This window comes from Terriglobia bacterium, assembly GCA_020072815.1.
In the GTDB taxonomy this organism is placed as follows: Bacteria; Acidobacteriota; Terriglobia; order Terriglobales; family Acidobacteriaceae; genus Angelobacter.
This window is the reverse complement of the sequence record JAIQGE010000008.1, coordinates 201159-219569: the sequence shown is the minus strand read 5'-3', so window position 1 is coordinate 219569 and position 18411 is coordinate 201159. Positions and strand designations below refer to the sequence as shown.

The 18411-nt window shown below is 58.0% G+C and carries 20 protein-coding genes; 3 read left to right on the top strand and 17 right to left on the bottom strand.

The features are described 5' to 3' along the window. Positions 1-97: 97 nt before the first annotated feature. From LAO20_12610 to cysK, 11 genes are all read right to left on the bottom strand, one after another. Positions 98-562 (bottom strand): VOC family protein, encoded by a 465-nt coding sequence (locus tag LAO20_12610; GenBank protein ID MBZ5532267.1) that lies wholly within the window; start codon positions 560-562, stop codon positions 98-100. A gap of 61 nt (positions 563-623) precedes the next feature. Beyond that, positions 624-1499 (bottom strand): SAM-dependent methyltransferase, encoded by an 876-nt coding sequence (locus LAO20_12605; protein MBZ5532266.1) that lies wholly within the window; start codon positions 1497-1499, stop codon positions 624-626. Between the two features lie 114 nt (positions 1500-1613). After that, the gene (locus LAO20_12600) at positions 1614-1985 is read right to left on the bottom strand and encodes a helix-hairpin-helix domain-containing protein (protein ID MBZ5532265.1); all 372 of its coding nucleotides are present in this window, start codon (positions 1983-1985) and stop codon (positions 1614-1616) included. Positions 1986-2059: 74 nt separating this feature from the next. Beyond that, positions 2060-2329, bottom strand: coding sequence for a 50S ribosomal protein L27 (gene rpmA, locus LAO20_12595; protein MBZ5532264.1), 270 nt, complete (start codon positions 2327-2329; stop codon positions 2060-2062). A 103-nt stretch (positions 2330-2432) separates the two neighbouring features. Next, positions 2433-2909, bottom strand: a complete 477-nt coding sequence (rplU, locus tag LAO20_12590; protein MBZ5532263.1) for a 50S ribosomal protein L21 — start codon at positions 2907-2909, stop codon at positions 2433-2435. A 258-nt stretch (positions 2910-3167) separates the two neighbouring features. Then, positions 3168-3944 carry a CPBP family intramembrane metalloprotease gene (locus LAO20_12585; protein ID MBZ5532262.1) on the bottom strand — a complete coding sequence of 259 codons (777 nt, stop codon included), beginning with the start codon at positions 3942-3944 and terminating at the stop codon, positions 3168-3170. A 282-nt stretch (positions 3945-4226) separates the two neighbouring features. Then, positions 4227-4970 carry a sulfite exporter TauE/SafE family protein gene (locus tag LAO20_12580; protein MBZ5532261.1) on the bottom strand — a complete coding sequence of 248 codons (744 nt, stop codon included), beginning with the start codon at positions 4968-4970 and terminating at the stop codon, positions 4227-4229. Positions 4971-5055: 85 nt separating this feature from the next. Next, on the bottom strand, positions 5056-5436 hold the full coding sequence (locus tag LAO20_12575) for an ACT domain-containing protein (protein MBZ5532260.1): 381 nt from the start codon (positions 5434-5436) through the stop codon (positions 5056-5058). 13 nt (positions 5437-5449) lie between these two features. Then, a complete protein-coding gene (locus LAO20_12570) occupies positions 5450-5707 on the bottom strand; it encodes a SemiSWEET transporter (GenBank protein MBZ5532259.1) in 258 nt (85 codons plus the stop codon). Positions 5708-5887: 180 nt separating this feature from the next. Beyond that, a complete protein-coding gene (locus tag LAO20_12565) occupies positions 5888-6472 on the bottom strand; it encodes a TIGR00730 family Rossman fold protein (GenBank protein MBZ5532258.1) in 585 nt (194 codons plus the stop codon). Positions 6473-6707: 235 nt separating this feature from the next. Next, positions 6708-7700: a cysteine synthase A gene (cysK, locus tag LAO20_12560; GenBank protein ID MBZ5532257.1), complete on the bottom strand. Its 993-nt coding sequence runs from the start codon at positions 7698-7700 to the stop codon at positions 6708-6710. Between the two features lie 712 nt (positions 7701-8412). On the opposite strand from cysK, the gene LAO20_12555 reads away from it, so the two are divergent. Further along, positions 8413-9498: a nucleotidyltransferase domain-containing protein gene (locus tag LAO20_12555; protein MBZ5532256.1), complete on the top strand. Its 1086-nt coding sequence runs from the start codon at positions 8413-8415 to the stop codon at positions 9496-9498. A gap of 119 nt (positions 9499-9617) precedes the next feature. Here LAO20_12555 and LAO20_12550 read toward each other — a convergent pair whose 3' ends face one another. Then, positions 9618-9773: a hypothetical protein gene (locus tag LAO20_12550; protein MBZ5532255.1), complete on the bottom strand. Its 156-nt coding sequence runs from the start codon at positions 9771-9773 to the stop codon at positions 9618-9620. A 63-nt stretch (positions 9774-9836) separates the two neighbouring features. On the opposite strand from LAO20_12550, the gene LAO20_12545 reads away from it, so the two are divergent. Continuing rightward, positions 9837-10214 carry a hypothetical protein gene (locus LAO20_12545; protein MBZ5532254.1) on the top strand — a complete coding sequence of 126 codons (378 nt, stop codon included), beginning with the start codon at positions 9837-9839 and terminating at the stop codon, positions 10212-10214. A gap of 42 nt (positions 10215-10256) precedes the next feature. Here the strand turns inward: LAO20_12545 and LAO20_12540 are convergent, their stop codons facing one another. The 4 genes from LAO20_12540 to LAO20_12525 form a co-directional block, all read right to left on the bottom strand. Beyond that, the gene (locus tag LAO20_12540) at positions 10257-11021 is read right to left on the bottom strand and encodes a DUF3800 domain-containing protein (protein ID MBZ5532253.1); all 765 of its coding nucleotides are present in this window, start codon (positions 11019-11021) and stop codon (positions 10257-10259) included. Between the two features lie 13 nt (positions 11022-11034). Continuing rightward, positions 11035-13707 carry a DNA gyrase subunit A gene (gyrA, locus tag LAO20_12535; protein MBZ5532252.1) on the bottom strand — a complete coding sequence of 891 codons (2673 nt, stop codon included), beginning with the start codon at positions 13705-13707 and terminating at the stop codon, positions 11035-11037. 352 nt (positions 13708-14059) lie between these two features. Further along, positions 14060-14830, bottom strand: a complete 771-nt coding sequence (locus LAO20_12530; protein ID MBZ5532251.1) for a hypothetical protein — start codon at positions 14828-14830, stop codon at positions 14060-14062. Between the two features lie 50 nt (positions 14831-14880). Further along, a complete protein-coding gene (locus LAO20_12525; protein ID MBZ5532250.1) occupies positions 14881-16077 on the bottom strand; it encodes a hypothetical protein in 1197 nt (398 codons plus the stop codon). A gap of 347 nt (positions 16078-16424) precedes the next feature. Here LAO20_12525 and LAO20_12520 point away from each other — a divergent pair, with 347 nt between their 5' ends. Then, complete coding sequence (locus LAO20_12520; GenBank protein ID MBZ5532249.1) at positions 16425-17387, top strand: CPBP family intramembrane metalloprotease; 963 nt, start codon at positions 16425-16427, stop codon at positions 17385-17387. A 21-nt stretch (positions 17388-17408) separates the two neighbouring features. Here LAO20_12520 and LAO20_12515 read toward each other — a convergent pair whose 3' ends face one another. Then, positions 17409-18338 carry a DUF4349 domain-containing protein gene (locus LAO20_12515; protein MBZ5532248.1) on the bottom strand — a complete coding sequence of 310 codons (930 nt, stop codon included), beginning with the start codon at positions 18336-18338 and terminating at the stop codon, positions 17409-17411. Positions 18339-18411: the final 73 nt, after the last annotated feature.

Below are 18411 nucleotides of genomic sequence, written 5' to 3'. Positions count from 1 at the left end.
CAGGCGGCAGCGCGGATTCGCGGCAGCGCGGGTTTCCACGACGTGTCATCCCGAACCGCGACGGCGAGCCTTGGTGAGCCGGAGTTGTCTGAGGGAATTACTTGGCCATCGCCGCCATGCGGCGCTTGATCTCCTCCGGCGACACATCTTCCACATGCATCCCAATCGTCCACTTGTGGCCGAAGGGATCTTCCAGAGTGCCGTTGCGGTCGCCGTAGAACTGGTCAGCCATCGGCTTCTTGACTTTCGCGCCCAGGGCCACGACTTTGGCAAACACTGCGTCCGCGTCGTCCACGTAGAGCAGCAGGCCGACCGGAGAATTGCCCAGCGTCTGCGGACCGACGGTGTCCATCTCTGGGAACTCGTCAGCCATCATCACCACGGAATCGCCGATCTTCAATTCCGCGTGGCCCACGCGGCCATCGGGCTGGGGCATGCGCACCAACTCCGTCGCGCCAAAGGCCTTCTTGTAAAACTCAATCGCCGCCGCAGCGCCCTTGATCACCAGGTATGGCGTGATTGCGTGATATCCGTCAGGTTGGGCTTTGACTTTGTTCGGCATGATGCTTTTCTCCTTATGAATTTCTTTGAACGCTGTGCCACCCCGCGGCCAGCAAACCCTTTTACTTCCTCTTCAGCAGGCAAACTCCGCCCCACGGACGCGCCCCTTGGCGGCCATTGGAATCTGGCAGCAGCGCCAGCAGGTGCATTCCAAACGAGAGCCGCTTCAGATGAGCGGCGGTCTTTAACATGGAATACACCTCAACCGGCTCCCATCCACATGTGGTAAAGAAGCCCGGACCTTCTTCCGGCGCAAGCTTAAGCGGCGAACCCGCCTTGCCCAGCGACTCCCCCAATTCTTTCTGCAACATTTTCAAAAGGCCGGGTGAGGCCATGTCCAGCGCCCAGTGCTGAAATGACGGCTGCGCCGCCAGATCGTGAGCGAAGGCGGTGACCTCGTCGCGAGAGAAGTAAGCCATCAGGCCTTCGGTGACGACCAGCGCCTTCTTGGCGCGCTGTCCCAGATCGGCAAACAGCGCGCGGCGTGCGGCAACGTCGGACAAATCCAGGCGGACGCGCGTCAGCGCGCAACCCGGTTTTTCTCCGGCCAGAATTTGTTCCTTATAGTCGGTGATCGCGGGCAGGTCCACTTCCACCCATTGCAGTTGCGGCGGCAACGCCATGCGATACGGACGCGTGTCCAGCCCGGCCGCCAGGTTTATCACCAAGTCCGCGCCCTGCTGCACGGCTTGAGCGACCAGTTGGTCAAAACGATACGTGCGCGCGACGTACGGCCATGAAACCTTCTGGCCGAACTCCGTTGATTGCGCGATCTGCTCGCCGCGCTCTCCGGCCAGACGGCGCGCCAGCGGGTCTTTGAAGATGGCGTCCGGCCGTTCGCTTTCCCACGCGCGATAGACGGCCACCCAGAGTGCGGTGTCAGAGATATTGCGGATCAGCGGTTCATGGCCTGCGGCTGCTGGCGGGGCGTCGGGCATATTTCTCTCCATATTTCCGGAATATATGGATTGTTGACCGAAGAATTATAGGCAAAACAAAACGCCGGCAGCTCAGAAAAAACTACCGGCGCGAAAAGCTTTGTGCGGCGCTGCTTATTTCTTCTTTTTCGGGGCCGCAGCCGGGGCCTTCTTGCCGTCATCCGCCTGTTTGGCAATGATCAAGGCGGCAATCTTCTTGTAGGTGGCGGCCGGAATGATTTTCTTGCGGGTCAGATCAGTCTTGACCTTGTACGGACGGCCATCAATGATCTTCTGCGAATAAACGTCGCCGATGCCCGGCAGAGCGCCTAACTGTTCCTTGCTGGCTGAGTTGATGTCCACCAGCGGAGCTTTCTCCGCGGCTTTCTTGGCTTCTGTTTTCTTGGCTTCGGTTTTGCCCTTGGCGGCTTGAGCATAGCTCAGGCTGCCGACCATGCCCAGCATGCAGACCGCGATCAGAATTCTAGCAATCAATCTTTTGCCCATTGAGGTGTTCTCCTTGTTTTACGAACGAATATGCGGCTGACGAGCTTCCCTTTTGCTTTGTTGACCGGGCAGGCTTACGCCTTGGCAGTCTCGGCCGGCTCCACGAGCACGTAACGCCCGCCGGAGCCCTTGTCCACGAACTTGATGGTGCCCGTGACCTTGGCGAAGAGCGTATCGTCTTTGCCGCGGCCCACGTTGGCGCCGGGCTTGATCGGTGTCCCGCGCTGCCGGACGATGATCGTCCCGCCGGGGACCAGTTGTCCGCCAAAGGCTTTTACGCCCAGGCGCTGCGCGTTGGAATCGCGCCCGTTTCTTGAACTGCCTAAACCTTTTTTATGTGCCATAACAGATTCCTTATTCTTTGGCGATTAGCAATTGGCAAAACCGGCCAGCGATATTCCCGCTTTAGCTGAGCTATTTGCTAGTTGCCAACTGCTATTTGCTGATTTACTTCTTCTTGCCCTTGGCGGCTTTCTTCGCCGCGCTCTTCTTGGCCGCCTTGGGCTTGCTCTTGCCTGCGCCCTTCTTGGCTGCGGACTTGGCAGGAGCCGCGCCGGCTTCGCCTTCAGGCTTGGCCTTCTTGGCTTTCTTCGGCAACTCAGGCGCGCTGAACTTTTGCCCGTCGAAAGCAATCTCGGTGATTCTCACCGCGGTGAAGGCCTGGCGATGGCCGTAGATCTTCTTGTACTGCTTCTTGCGCTTGAAATGGAAGACCAGGATCTTGTCATTACGGCCGGACTCCATCACTTCGCCGCTGACCTTTGCGCCTTCGCCCGGTCCAATGCTGCCTTCCTTGCCGGACACGGCAAGAATATCGTTGAACTCCACGGTGTCGCCGTCACCGGCGGGCAGCTTCTCAATCTTTACTATGTCTCCGGGGGCTACGCGATACTGTTTCCCACCGGCGCGAATCACGGCGTACATAACTTGTTCTCCAGGCGTCACTTTCCAAGCTATTGGCGGGAAAGGACTTAACGTAAACTTGAAATGATTGCTGAGTGCTACCGGTTTGCTCGAGCCATGCGCACACAGGCAGGAACTGAAACTTCTGGCAAACCCTGTAATTCTAACGTGATAGGTGGGGAATGGTCAATAAGCGCCCCACATGAGTAATCCTCAACTTGATGGTACTCTTTCGCCCGCCGGCGGCATGATCATGATTAGCTCATTGCCGCAGAGAACTTATTCAGGCTGGTGGGCGGGCTCAGACGCAGTGTCCGCTCCTTCGGACCTTTGCGATTCGAGATTTCTGGCCGGGTATGCTTTGTTGAAAAAATAGAACAGTCCGGCAAGAACAACAAAGACCAACAAGCTGGCCTCAGTGCCCCGGGGGCCGCCAGTCAACCAGTCGGGGCCATGAAATTGGATATCGAGAAGGTGCCCGGTAATCGGTTGGCCATCGTTGCCGGAGTTGGGTTCGGCGAAGACGATCATGTCCGCATAGTCGGAGGCGGCGTGAAAACCAACGGCGAACCAGAGGCTACCGGTGCGACGCAGCGTAAGGCACCAGAAAATCCCGTAGAAAGCTACGCTGACCGTGTCAGTCCAGTTCTCGTGCGGCTTAAGGATCAGATGGACGAGACCGAAGACAGAGGAAAGGGCGATTGCAGCCGGCCAGAAACCAATGCCTTCCGCCAGCGTTTTGAGTGCGTAGCCACGAAATAAGAACTCCTCGCCAAAGCCCAGGGCAAGCATCGCGAATCCCCAGGCTACGGCGTAAGAGGCCAGTTCGCGGCCATGCAGCGCCAAACCATGAAACGTACATCCACCAGCAAGATAGATTGGAACCAGAATCAAGGCGGAAGGGATGAACCCCCAAACCATGCCCTTTCCCAGAAGCCGCGCGGCATTGGGAACGAGCGGCAAGCCGTACGACGAGAAGCGCTCGCGCTGAATACGCGACATCAGCCAGGCAATTACCGCTAAATAGACAAAGTCCAGCAGGTAATTGAGCAGCATGCTAGACCACGTGAAGGCCCGGTTAGGAAAATGAATTCGGGCAAGAATGGGGTCAAGAACGTTGCCCCCGGCCAGGTAGATGACTATAAAGAGCGAAAAGCGCCATCCGGCGCGCCATCCGCGGTCATTTCTGAAGATCCACCTAAGTTGATTCATTTTCGTGCTGACTCTTCACTGAATGCATGTCCCTTGCCTTGCAGCGGCAGAAGTCTACTCCAATTTGCCGGTCTGTGGCCTGTCGCCAGCGTCTCAACTCGCTCGCCATCCCGACAACAGCCTTGGTTATCGCAGGTACGCCTTCCAGAAAAAGTACGTCGCCATGCCGTAGCCGATCACCAGGACCACATATCCCACGGTCTGCGGCTTCAACCTCTGCGCGTAGTGGGCTCCGCCATAACCACCCAGGATGGCGCCGGCCGTCATGACCAGCGTTTGCGGCCACAAGACGGCGTGCGCCGCGATGAACACCACAATCGCCACCGTGTTGCCGCAGGTGACCAGGCCCGTCCGCAGTCCGCTCATGGCGTGAATATCTTCCACGCCCATCAGCGCCAGCAAAGGCAGCATAAGGATTCCCACGCCCGCGCCAAAGTAGCCGACGTAGATGCCCAGCAGCCCCTGCGCCAGCGTGACGCACGCTACCTTGGCCAGCGAAGGACCGTGCTGCTCGTGGCGACGATTCGCCCATCCCGTGAGCGCGCCGCGAAAATTGAAGAACAGCGTTCCCGTCAGCAGCAGCCAGGGAACGATGCGGTCAAAGGTTGCGGGGTGGGTCTTCATCAACAACTCGGCGCCGACCAGGCTCCCCACCACGGTGCTTACCATCAACGGCGCCATGCGCTTGGTCAGCTCCCAGCCCACGGCCTTGCGGTAAGCGCCAGTGGAAGCCACGGTCCCCGGCCACAGCGCCGTGGTATTGGTGGCGTTGGCGATGGTGGACGTGACGCCGGTGAACATCAGCGCCGGAAACGAGAGAAAGCTGCCTCCGCCGGCCACCGAGTTCAGCGCGCCGGCGATTAATGCCACCGAAAATAGAAGTACAACGTGGGGTACTGTCACAGAACCAGTCAGTTTAGTTCGTCTTGCGATACTCAGGCTTCAGTGTAGTCGTTCATGTCAGCAAATCGTGCCCGGCTTGCTGCAAGGCGTTGAGCGCCAGGGCCTTCTTTGCTTCAGGCACGAGAACAAAGTCTGTATTAAAGGTTGAGATAGCAAAGATCGGCACGCCCGCGGCTGACAGCGGCTCCAGAAACTCCCGCAGAATTCCCACGGAATCCAGCGGAAATGGGCCTTCGAGCTGGAGGCAAACAAAGCCCTTTTGCGACTTGATGCCTTCCGGTGCTGCGGATTCCTCGCACACGATGGAAAGCTCTTCCAGCGTGGCGGTGACCGAAGCAAAGGCTCCAGGCGTCGCCGTCGCCCACGCAGGCACCGCCGAACCGGCGGGAAGCTGGCAGATGGCGAACCGTCCCGGGATGATTTTGAATTTCATGTGGTGCTCATCTTCAGCGGCGGAAGGCAAACTTCATGGACGCAATCGCCAGAATCAAAGCCAGCGTGACCGCGTTGGCCGCGATGATCGGCATCTCACGCAGGATCAAGCCATAAACCAGCCAGGAGCTGATGCCTCCGCCAAAAAGCACCAGCATGCCCCAGGACAAATCATCGCAACGCCGCGTCCGCCAGGTCTTGTACACCTGAGGAATAAAAGAAATGGTAGTCAGCGTTCCGGCAAAGAAACCCAGCGCGGTGATCATGCGCATATCATTCCCTTGAACCTAACCTCTCGACCCGCGTTGACTAAGAGCTGCAAATGCTTGGGTCGGATAACACCCTTTGAACCTATCGCAACTCAAGCGCCGTAGGCGCGGGATGAGTTAGCCCAGGACGGAAGTCCTGGGTAGCCAACGAAACGACCCGAGCCCCGGCGGGGCGACACACGATCACCGCTTCTCCACGCCCATCCATTTTTCGATATGCGTTGGCGGCGACCACGCGCTCAACTTCTCCAGCATTTCTTCCGCGGTGGTGGCCACCAGCACCAGCCCGCGATTTTCCTTGCGCACAAAATCTTCGCGCACGGCGTGGTCCAGAAATTCCAACAGGCCGTCCCAGAATTTCTCCACGTTGAGCAGCCCGCAAGGCTTCTGCTGGATTCCCAGTTGCGACCAGGTGACCACTTCGCAAAACTCTTCCAACGTGCCGTAGCCGCCGGGCAGCGCGATGTACGCGTCTGACAGGTCGGCCATCAGCGCTTTGCGCTGGTGCATGGTGTCCACCACGCGCAGCTCGGTCACGCCGCGATGGCCCACCTCGCGCTGCAGCAGCGAATCGGGAATCACGCCGATGACTTTGCCGCCTTTGGCCATCACCGCGTCAGCGATCACCCGCATCAGGCCGATGCTGCCTCCGCCATAGACCAGGTCTAGGCCGCGCTCCGCCATCAGGTGGCCCAGCCGCACCGCCGCCTCCTCGTACCCCGGACGCGCTCCCTTGGCCGAGCCGCAGAACACACAGATTCTTTTCATCGCATGCACAGAAAATTCAATGTACTACAAAATTACCTCTGCCCCGGTCCGCAGCCACCAAAAACACAAAAGCGAGGAGCCGGCAACAACTCCTCGCTCACTGCAATCTTCCTACTTCACCTGCCGCTTGAACGGCGCTCGCTGGCTCGCGATCCCCTTAGCGTAGAGACGTAGCACCGCTACGTCTCACTCTTTTCCTCACAGACGAATCTCGCTCGTCGTATGCGCCGCGGCCTTACTTCATCGCAAAATACTTGTCCACGTCGGCATCCACGGTGGGAAGCTTGCTGGCTTCGTCGCGCAGGCCTTCAAACAAGATGGTGCTCAGGTAGCGCTCGCCAAACCCGGGGACAATCACCACAATCAGCTTGCCTGCGTTTTCCGGACGCGCGGCCTGCTTCAGCGCCTGGGCCACGGCGGCTCCGCCGGAAATTCCGATGAAGATGCCTTCTTCCTTCGCCATGCGTCGTGCCGTCTCCAGCGACTCGTCCAGCGTCGCGGTCATGACTTCGTCGATCAGGTCGGTGCGCAGAATCTGCGGGATAAACCCTCCGCCAATGCCTTGTATCTTGTGCGGGCCGGGCTTGCCGCCGGAGAGCACCGGAGACTCCGCCGGCTCCACCGCCACCACCTTGAAGCTGGGTTTCTTGGGCTTGATATACTCGGCCACGCCGGTCAGCGTGCCGCCGGTGCCCACGCCGGAGATCAGGATGTCGGCCTTGCCGTCCGTGTCGTTCCAGATTTCCGGACCGGTGGTTTCGCGATGGATCTTCACATTGGCCGGATTGGCAAACTGCTGCAGGATGATGCCGTTGGGCGTGGACGCCAGCAGCTCATTGGCCTTGGAGATGGCGCCCTTCATGCCCTTCGGGCCGGGCGTGAGGATCAGCTCGGCGCCAAACGCCAGCAGCACCACGCGCCGCTCCATGCTCATGGTTTCCGGCATCACCAGGATCAGCCGGTAGCCTTTGGCGGCCGCGGCAAACGCCAGGCCAATGCCGGTGTTGCCGCTGGTGGGCTCAATCAGCACGGTCTTGCCGGGAGAAATCCTGCCGGCTTTCTCGGCTTCTTCCAGCATGCTCACGCCAATGCGGTCTTTCACGCTGGCGTTGGGATTGAAGTACTCCAGCTTGGCCAGGACGGTGGCTCCCATGCCGGCCGTCAGCTTGTTCAGGCGCACCAGGGGCGTGCGTCCGATGGTCTTGGTTATGTCCGAATAGATGTTCATCTCTCCACCTTCCTTGTTTTGGTCTTTTGCAAGCAACCGCCGGCTTTATTCCAAAAACCGCCAACGACGAACACGCTTGCGGCGATCGTGTATGCGACCAGGCGCTTTTCAAGCTGGCTGGTTTGCAAGAGCAGGCCTTAGCTCGGCCGTGCTCTCGGCGATCTACAGACTCTTACAAAGTCAGGCGTCCCGCGAGAGATATATAAGATTACAAGGTCAGGGGAAAAGAGGCAAAAACATCGCCTCCGATTCTCGGCTGACCTCAGTGTCCTCCGTGCTAGTGGTTTTCCGATCACGGCGATCACGCGCGATGTCGGCGATCACGGCGATGGGTGCGTTTCGCACCCCCACCCCCCTTAACCTGCATTTTGTTGCAAACAAAAGGCACAGTGCATTCAACCGGCCAGTCATCGGTCGGTCATCGGTCGGTCACCGAACGGTCACCGGACGGTTTCAGCTCGGTCGAAGCCGCTCTTTCAGAAAGCGCCCTGCTTTGGCTGATTGCTGAGTGCTGACTGCTAGGTTTTCAAAGAACCCTGCGCACGCTGGCGCGACTTCATACTAGCTGAATTTTAATGGTGAATAAAGCACGAAGTAGTACACAGGCATGGTACATGTCTTTCACGACCCACTGCCTGCTCTTGGCGCATGTCCGAAATTCACAATCACCTTGCTCTCCTGCAAGACTCCTCGAAGATGTGATAATTGGTGCATGACCGAGACCGTCGCGGGTCAATCCTCAATTGATCTCTTGAGCAAGAAGCTCAACAAAGAGTGGCCCCATATTCGAGCTGCAAGAGTCGCCGCTATTGCAAAGCGCGAACAGATTAAGACAGTTCTCGAAGCAACCAGGCACAAACTTGTCTCCAGCGATGCGAGCGTGGTTGTTTTTGGATCGTTGGCCCGCGAGGAATGGACACAGGAGAGCGATCTCGATTGGGGCTATTTGCTCGATGGACAAGCAGATCCCCAGCACTTGAATGTCGCTCAAAGCATCGCTTCTACTTTCGAGAGAGAAAAGCTAGGAGAATTGCCAGGACCAACCGGCATCTTCGGGAATCCCATCTTCAGTCACGAACTGGTCCACTGGATCGGCGGCGAGAATGACACGAATTCAAATATGACACGCCGGCTCCTTTTGCTTCTTGAATCGCGCCCTATCGGTGTCCGGGACGCCTACGACCGGGTCATACGCGTCATTCTTGAACGATATTTTGACCGCGATGCAGATCTATTCAGCCCCGACAAGACGCATTTCCGGGTTCCACGCTTCTTGCTCAATGACATCGTTCGCTATTGGAGAACAATCGCTGTGGATTTTGCCAGCAAACAGCGTGAGCGGGCCGGCGCGGGATGGGGATTGCGCAACGTGAAGTTGCGTATGTCTCGCAAATTGATCTTCTCTTCCGGGCTCCTGGTCTGCTTCAGTTGCCAATCCAAGCCCAGCCCGGCGGTTCGAGATGTCCCTGAGAAATGTGCTGACGTTCTCATTGAGCACGTCAGCTCGTACATGAATAAAACGCCTTTGGAGATTCTTGCAGACGCCTTGCTTCGCTACTCAATATCCGACAAAACCGTTTGTAATCTCTTGGATTCGTATGACATCTTCCTCGAATGCCTTAACGATGTGAATCGCCGCGGCGCTCTGAAAAAACTTTCGTTCGAAGCTTCGAAGGATGATAAAGTCTTTCAACAAATGCGTGACGTTGGTCATACCTTTCAGGCCGGACTTGATAAGTTCTTCTTCCACGAAAACGAGGAGTTGTGCCAGCTAATTCAGAAATATGGGGTCTTCTGATGAGGCATATAGGTTTTTCTACCGGGGCTCTCGCTCTGGGAGATTTCCGTTCAGCCCTGCGTATGCTGCTAAACAAACCCTGCGATGCAGTGGAACTGTCCGCTTTGCGGGAAGCGGAATTAGAGCCGCTGGTTGCTGAGCTTGACTCGCTTGACCTGGGGCAATTCAGGACGGTTTCCTTCCATGCTCCCAGCAAAATAGATCCTCAATTTGAACCCCGTGCCGTGGAACTGCTTGGCGCTGTCGTAAGACGCGGGTGGAGCGTGGTCGTTCACCCAGACGCCATCACTAATTTTGAGCTATGGGCGCGCTTAGACACCTCTATCAAATTGGAAAACATGGACAAGCGCAAACCCATCGGCCGCTACGCCCATGAGCTTGCTGGCCTTTTTGAACAGTTGCCGCACGCTTGCCTTTGCTTCGACATTGGCCATGCCCGCCAGGTTGATCCCTCCATGGCGGAAGCCGGGACCATTCTCCGCCAGTTCCGCGGCCGCCTGCGACTCATTCACATCAGCGAAGTCAACAGCCAGAGCAGGCACGATCCCCTGAGTCTGAGCGCCGTCCTGGCCTTCCAGAAAGTCACCCACCTCATTCCCGACAACGTCCCGGTGATTATCGAATCCCGAGTGACAGAGGACCAGATCGAACGCGAAGTTGAAGCCGTAACAGAATTGTTACCAGCGGGTAACCGCGCGATGTTGGCAGGGGACTGAGATTGTATCCGGCCTGAAGGGGTTGGCTACTTAGTTGCGCCTTTAGTGGATGCAGCCCATGTAATCACCATCAAGAAGTGCTGTGGCACTTTCCAACACTTCGTTCGCTATAGAAGAAACGACGACTAGTCCCTTATTGCGCGTGTGCTTTAACGGCATGAATGTCTCGATCCCGTCCCCGTAGTCCTTCACTTCTCCCCACAAGCAGTACCGTAGGGCGGCAAAGAAAAAGAAACCAATCTCCGTACTGCCAATTTCTGGGTCATCGATCTTCTGGTTTTGGTCTCGCACGCCGCGCCCAAAATCAATTTTTAACTTTACCGAGCCTGCCAAGAAGTCAGCGCATTGCACCAGTTGCTCTCCAGCAGAATCGTGATCGCTAAGCCCAACACAAGGAGAGAAATAAGACGCCGCAATTTTTCGCAGCTCTGGCCAGTCCTGAACAATGCCTTTATCGAAACGGACCTTGAACCCCTTCTTTTTCTCTTGCTCGGAGTAAGACCAGATTTGTTCCATCAGTTTTAAAGCGGCCGCTTGTTGGTTGCCCTCATAGATTACGACGATTCCTGTACCTTTGTTGAGTATTGGAACAAATTCACGTCGTTTTTCAATACTCACAGACTTACTACCCCATTTCACTTCCTGGTAAGCAGGCAGCCCGAACGCGCTCTTTTGCGAAAGCCATTCAGTAAGGGCCTGATCCTCGTCGGGGAAGGTGATCGCGGCCAAGATTACATGCTTCTTGCCGCCGATTTCCGTGATGGAATCGTCCACATAAAACGTCGGATACTCGGAAGGCGAATCCATATCGGCTGACCTCCTACTGCAGCAACCCCGGCTCTTCCTCTTCCTTCTCCTGGATCACTGCGGCGGAGGCCACTTTGTCCCCTTCCTCCAAATGCAGCAGGCGAACGCCCTGGGTTGACCGGCCGGCTTCGCGGATCTGTTTGGTGTCTGTCCGCAGGATTTTGCCGAACTGGCTGATCACCATGACCTCTGAGGTTTCGTCCACCAGCATGATGGCTGCCACGTTGCCGTTGCGCGCCGTGGTCTTCACGTTGATCACGCCTTTGCCGCCACGCGACTGCAAGCGGTACTCCTCCACCGGTGTCCGCTTGCCGTAGCCTTGTTCGGTCACGCTGAGGATCAGGTTCGGCAGCGGCTTGGCTTCAACTTCAGCTTCGCCTGGTCCGGCTTTGCCTTCACCCTTGCCGTTCTTAGGCTTATCGCCGGGTTTCGCGGCCTTGGCGTTGATCATCTTCTGCGCTTCGGCTTTGGGCGTTACGGCCGTGCCCACGATGTAGTCGCCCTTGTCCAGGTCCATCCCGCGGACGCCGTACGCCGGGCGGCCCATGGGACGCACGTCTTCTTCGTCAAAGCGGATGGCCTGGCCTTCATGCGACGCCAGGAAGATGATCTGCTGCCCGTCGGTGAGGCGCGCAGCCACGAGTTCGTCGTCCTTCTCAATGCCGATGGCGATGATCCCGCGCGACATCACGTTGGAGAAATCTTTCACCGGAGTTTTCTTCACCGTGCCCTTGCGCGTGGCAAAGAAGACAAAGTTGTTTTCGTCTTCCAGGTTGCGGACCTCCAGCAGGGTGCGCACGTTTTCACCCGGCTGCAAGGCCACCAGGTTGCCAATGTGTTTGCCTTTGCCGGCGGCGCCCACGTCCGGAATCTCATACACCTTGAGCCAGTACACGCGGCCGGTGTTGGTGAAGATCAGCAGATAGGAATGCGTGGACGCGATGAACAGGTACTCGACGAAATCTTCGTCGCGGGTCTTCATGCCGGTGCGGCCCGTGCCTCCGCGGCGCTGCTGGCGATAGGTGGAGAGCGCGGTGCGCTTGAGGTACCCGCTGTGCGACATAGTGACGACCACTTGCTCGTCCACGATGAGGTCTTCCAGCGTGATCTCCGTGGATTCGTCGGTGATCTCGGTGCGGCGTTCGTCGCCAAACTGCTCGCGGACTTCTTCCAGCTCTTTCACAATTACGCCGCGCAGCTTTTTGTCCGAAGCAAGAATGCTTTCGTACTCGGCAATCTTGATGCGAATTTCTTCCAACTCTTTGAGAATTTCGTCGGTGGAGAGGCGGGTGAGGCGATAGAGCTGCAGTTCAAGAATGGCGTCAGCCTGCTTGGCGCTCAAACGGCCTTCCGCGCCGCCAATGCGCTCGCGCATCTGCTTGTCCACGATCTTGTACTTGGCGGCCAGCAAGGCGTCTTTGGCTTCCGCGCGCGACCCGGACCCGCGGATCAGCTTGATCACCGCGTCCAGGTTGTCCAGCGCCATCTTGTAGCCTTCCAGGATGTGTTCGCGCTCGCGGGCTTTTTCCAGCAGGTACACGGTGCGGCGGCGCACCACGTCAATGCGGTGGTCAATGAAGTGCTGAATCGCCTGGACCAGTCCCATTTCCTTGGGCTGGCCGTTCACCACGGCCAGGAAGATCATGCTGAAGCTTTCCTGCATCTGGGTGTGTTTGTAGAGCTTGTTCAGGATGATCTGCTCTTCCGCGCCGCGCTTCAGTTCGATGACGATGCGCATGCCGTCGCGGTCCGATTCGTCGCGCACGTCGCTGATGTCGTCAATGATCTTGTCGTTCACCAGCTCGGCAATGCGCTTGATCAGCACGGACTTGTTCACCTGGTAGGGAATTTCCGTGATCACGATGGACTTGCGGCCCTGGGCCATGTCTTCAACGCCGGCTTTGGCGCGCATGATGAAGCGTCCGCGGCCGTTGGTGTACGCCGCTTCAATCCCGCTGCGGCCGTAAATGTACGCGCCGGTGGGGAAGTCCGGACCTTTTACGATCTTGAGTATCTCTTTCAGCTTGGTGGCGGGCTCGTTGATGAGCAGAATGGCCGCGTTGACGATCTCCGTAAGGTTGTGCGGAGGAATGTTGGTCGCCATGCCCACGGCGATGCCGTTCGATCCGTTCACCAGAAGATTGGGAATGCGCGTCGGCAACACGCTGGGCTCCACCGTGGTGTCGTCATAGTTCGGGACGAAGTCCACCGTCTCTTTGTCAATGTCTTCCATCAGCGCGCCGGCCAGGCGGGTGAGCCGGGATTCGGTGTAACGCATGGCTGCCGGAGGATCGCCGTCCACCGAACCGAAGTTGCCCTGGCCGTCCACCAGCGGGTAGCGCAGCGAAAAACTCTGCGCCATGCGGACCAGCGTGTCATAGATGGCCGTGTCGCCGTGCGGATGGTACTGGCCCATGGTCTGGCCGACGACCTTCGCGCACTTGGTGTGCTTCTTGTTGTACTGCAGACCCATGTCCTGCATGGTGTACAGCACGCGACGATGCACCGGCTTGAGGCCATCGCGCACGTCCGGTAGCGCGCGCCCGATGATCACCGACATGGAGTAGTCGAGATACGAACGCCGCATCTCGTCTTCAATGTTGATGGGCTGCACGTTGCCGCCGTTGGTGGGGCCGTCGCCACCCGGAGGAGTCAAAGGCAATTGGGGATTTTGATCGTCTGCCATAGATTTTTATTCACTTCTGGCGCGTTGTTTCAGGCACACCGCAAGCTGGCTTGGCGACCTTGTTTCCGCCGCCGAGATTTCCGCTAAATGCTTGCATTTACAAGTGGTTATCTGCCAGAAGAATACAGATGATTATATCACACAGGTGGAACCAAAAGAGGAGAAACGCGGAAGGATTCTGCGATACAACAATGCGCTCAATCTTCGTAGCGGCGAGGCCGGGATTTCCAGCTCGCGTCGCTTTCGTGTGCTGGGGTGGGAACGCCGACTTGCGCGCTGAGCCGCGTCGCGTCAGATGCTTGAAAATGTATTCCGGCTCCAAACTCGCGAGCGGTTTGGAGCGAAGCGACAGCTATGGCAACTTGATCTGTATCCCGCGATCGTCATTCTCTTTGATCGTGGCGTCTTTGTTCAGATCGACCAGTGATACTTTCTTCACCGTGCTGCTGGAGAGGTCATAGAGCGTGGTGCCCATAATCGCGAAGTTGCGCGTTTCCAGTTTGTGTCCGTCTTTGAAGATGAAGACCGCGGACGGTGAATTATCTTCTTTCGGCGGAGCGCTCACGGCTTCGTCTTGTGCCCGTTTGCGGCGAGGCGGGTCATCGGAAGCGGAAGACGCAACACTGCGGTGGCTGTTTCTGGCGGCTTCTTGCTCCTGGGCCATTGCTTCACGCGCGCCTTGCAGATAGGCTTGGCGTAACTCATCCTCCCGCGCGGTGCTCCTGTCCCGGGAGGGCTCGCTCTCCGCAGCATCCGCAGCTCTGGCGTCAGGCTGCGCTGGAACGTATGGGTCGGCCACCTGGTAGCTGCCATCCACGTACACCGGATAGAAAATTGGGAGCGGCACCAACACGTTGTGCCGCGGTTCCCGCGGACCGAAGCGGCGCAGCGGCCCGCGCTGGTGGAAGACCGGACGGCCTTGCGCATTCACGCCCGGGGCGTTGGGCGATACCACGCTGGCCGGAATTCCATGCTGACGTCCATCAGGCTCCGGCGAACTCACCGAAGCCGGTACGCCGCGGCTGAACGTCTGTGGACGCGCCGGCACAGCCAGCGCCAGGAATACAGGAAGAACAACTAGAGTCCACGCTTTCAAGCAGGACGAAGTGCGCAAAGTGATCATAAGATTACCTGCCAGCTACAACCATTATGATACTCCGGGTGTCCAGAGAGTTATCGCGGGCTGGCCTGGATCCAGCGGCCCAGTGCGACTACTCCCAGAACGGCCCGCAACGCAAATCCTGCGGTAAGAATTGAAGTTAGTCGGCTTCCGGACGCGCTTTCCAGCACGTCCGCGGCGATCCCGCCGATGAATAAAAAAACAAAACTTAACCCTAAAACCGCTTCCCATATGTGAATCGCCGGCACCAGAGCAAACACCAGCACCACGGCAAAGGCTGCAACCAGCGGGAAGGTATTTCCAAAGTAGCGCGCCCGCTTCCAGCTACCATAGGTAGTCAGCGCGGCGATGAACAACAGTACAAACAAGTAGCTATTGATGTCGCCGACGCTCAGTCCATCGCGCAGCCCGCTGCCACTGAGCATGTAGCCATCTACAAACACGAACTTCAGGTTGTAAACCAGCTCCCAGGAGAGGTGCGGCGTGAGCAGACTGCGTGACGCCCAGCCGGTGCTTCCGCTCAGCCAAACAATAGACGCTGCCACGGCCACGGCCACGCCGATCGCCGAAGCGCTGGCGACCACCGCCAGCACCGCCTTGCGCCGTCCCGGCGCCAGATAGAGCATGAAGCCCAGCGCCAGCAGCACCAAAGTAAACGACCACAAGGCCGTGGCCATCGACACACCGATGGCCAATCCCAGAATGATCGTCCGTGGAATCCATTTGCGCACCGGAGCGTACAGCGTGTGGGCGACTCCAATCGCGGTGTAGATCAGGCCAAAGCTGCTCCACGCCAGAATGATCTCCGGGCCAATGTTGCTGCTGGCCATGATCATGGCCGGCGACGAACAATACAGCGCCAGCGTCATGTAGCCGCCGGCGTCGTCAAACAAGCGTCGCGCTACCCACCACAAGGCGCCGCCCAGCCACGTCCCAAAAATCAAAAAAGGAAGCCGCAGCAGCCATGGCCGCGGAATGGCCAGAGCGGAACCCAGCTTGTCCGGGACGATGGGCCTCACAGCATTGATCACACGCACGGGAAACGCTGCCGCGTAACCCGTCATCGGCGACGTCACCCGGTACGTCTGCCGCGGCTTCTGCGGAAACCCTGAAGCGATGTACTGGTACTCCAGATCAGAGAGTTTGCGGCTGCCGGCCACCCACAATCCCTGCGCCAGAAACGCCAGCAGCATCAGCCCGGCCACAATCTGCGGCCGGCCAATCTTGAACTCTCTTAGGATCTGAAACATGAACTGTAATTTGTATCATCAATTTTGTCGCTACGCTCCAACCCGCTCGCGTGTCCGATTCCTGAACATACTGTAGAGGCCCTTTTGCAGCGGGCGAAGCACGCAAGCCGGCTTCGCCCTCAACCTGTCATCAACATTTTGTCGCTGCGCTCCAACCCGCCCACGAGTCGAATTCCTCAAGACACTGACGAGGCCCTGTGGCAGCGGGCGAAGCACGCAAGGAGGCTTCGCCCTCAACGTCTCATCAATTTTGTGACCCCGGAATACCAGCCCCGAACTGCGCGACTCATCGGCTTACACACGGGTTCTGATAAAGTTCTCATTTGCTCAGGAGGACCCTCGCGGCCATGGAGCAGCTACAACCTCCCCGCACTTTCTTTGACGATATGAATTTCGTCTTTCTTAACAACCGCGGGCTCCGCGCCGGCTGGCGGCTCCTGATCTATGTAGCCATGCTGGCGCTCGTAGTCTCCGCAGCCGGGATGATTTCACGAAGGGTGGGCCCCGGACCCGGCGCGCAACAGCCTTCCGGGTATATGTTCCCGGTGGTCTTGGGCCTCTTCGACCTGGTTGCATTCCTGGTGCTGCTCCTCCTTGCCTGGATCATGAGCCGGATTGAGCGCCGCAGCGTGGGCGCTTACGGCTTGCCGCTGCGGCGAACGGCCGTTTCCCGCTTCCTCAGCGGCTACGTCTTCTGGGGATTTCTTCCTCTCTCCGTCTTGTTGCTGGTCATGCGCGCGCTGCATGTTTTCTATTTCGGAAACATCATGCTGCACGGCCGTCAAATTCTTATCTGGGCCGCTCTTTGGGGATTCACCTTCTTGATGGTGGGCCTGTTCGAGGAATTCCTCTTCCGCGGCTATGGCTTCCATACTCTCGCCGAAGGCATTGGCTTCTGGCCCGCCGCCATCATCCTGTCGGTTCTTTTTGCCTTTGCGCACTTTGGCAACAAAGGTGAAACGCGCATAGGCATCGTCGGAGTGGTGGCCTTCGGACTGTTCGCCGCGGCCACTTTGTGGCGCACCGGCAATCTCTGGCTGGCCGTGGGCGCTCACGCCGGCTGGGATTGGGGACAATCGTTCTTCTTCGGCGTCAATGACAGCGGCTTCCAGGCCCCCGGACATCTGTTGAATCCACACGCGACCGGCCCCGATTGGCTGAGTGGGGGCAGCGTGGGCCCGGAAGGCAGCGCGCTTACATTGCTTCTGCTGACGGTGATGACGGTGCTGTTTCTGGCGCTGAACCGGAGACCACCGGCCGCGAAGCTGGCGGTGGTGAGCCTGCCGGAATCAGAGGCACCAAGTGCATAAAATAACACCGCCTGTAAAACACTAAGCACTCGGCTTAGCCGCGGTGGTAGACGCTTTCTTGCCGAAAATCCAGCGCATCAATCGTGCCGCTCTGCGCAGTACGTACCAGCTCACGGCCACCAACACGAATACTGTCACCGCCCAAAGTGCGATGAGCGGCAGATTGATTACCAGCCAGATCAGAAAGTCGCCTAAACTGGCAAGAGACTGCGCGAGATCATTGACGGCTGACTTGGCGCTTGCTCCCGGCGCCCAGCGCGCTGCAATGGCTTCCGATGTCAGATGGACGTCGATTTGCGCCATGTCAATCTGGCCTTTAAGACGTCGAAATTCGGCGTCTTCGCGCTCAATCTCACCGCGAACCCGGGAAAGCTCCTTGGTCACGGCCAGGACGTCCGCCACCGTCCGCGCTTTCTTCATGATGTCAAGAAATTGTTGCTCTTGCGCGCGGAGGTTGCGCAAGCCGGCTTCGCGGTCAATGTATTGCTTGGAAACATCGGCTGCAGTTAAGCCGTCTTGCCGGACGCGGATTGCCAGATCGCGCAGCTTGCCTCGTACTGCGTCGAGCCGCGCGCTGGGAACGCGCAATGTTACTTGAGCGGAAGTTTCTTCAAGGGACGAAGATTCCACAAATCCCGACTCCGCAGCCGACAGAGCTTCAATCTTCTTCAGGGTCTCGGCGCAACTGGTTACCCGCAGCTCTAATTCCGCCTTGTAGACGATCTTCGGACCGTCAGCCTGCACGGTCTCGGGCTCGCTCCCGCCGCCGCCCCCGCCAGCCATGCGTGCCATACTGTAAAAACCGCTGATCTTAGCAGCCCCTCGAGATCTGGTAAGGCTGGGAATCAGCACGGCCAGCGCCAACACAAATATCCCTACACCTAACGCCACGCCCTTCCACAGCGTTGGGCTTTTCAACGGAAGAATCCGGCTAAGGCTGAAAGAACTCATGGTTTCTCTCTTTCCCAGCAAAAAACACACATTTGCTGGACATAGAATGCGCTCTGCGTCCGCAGTTTGCCAA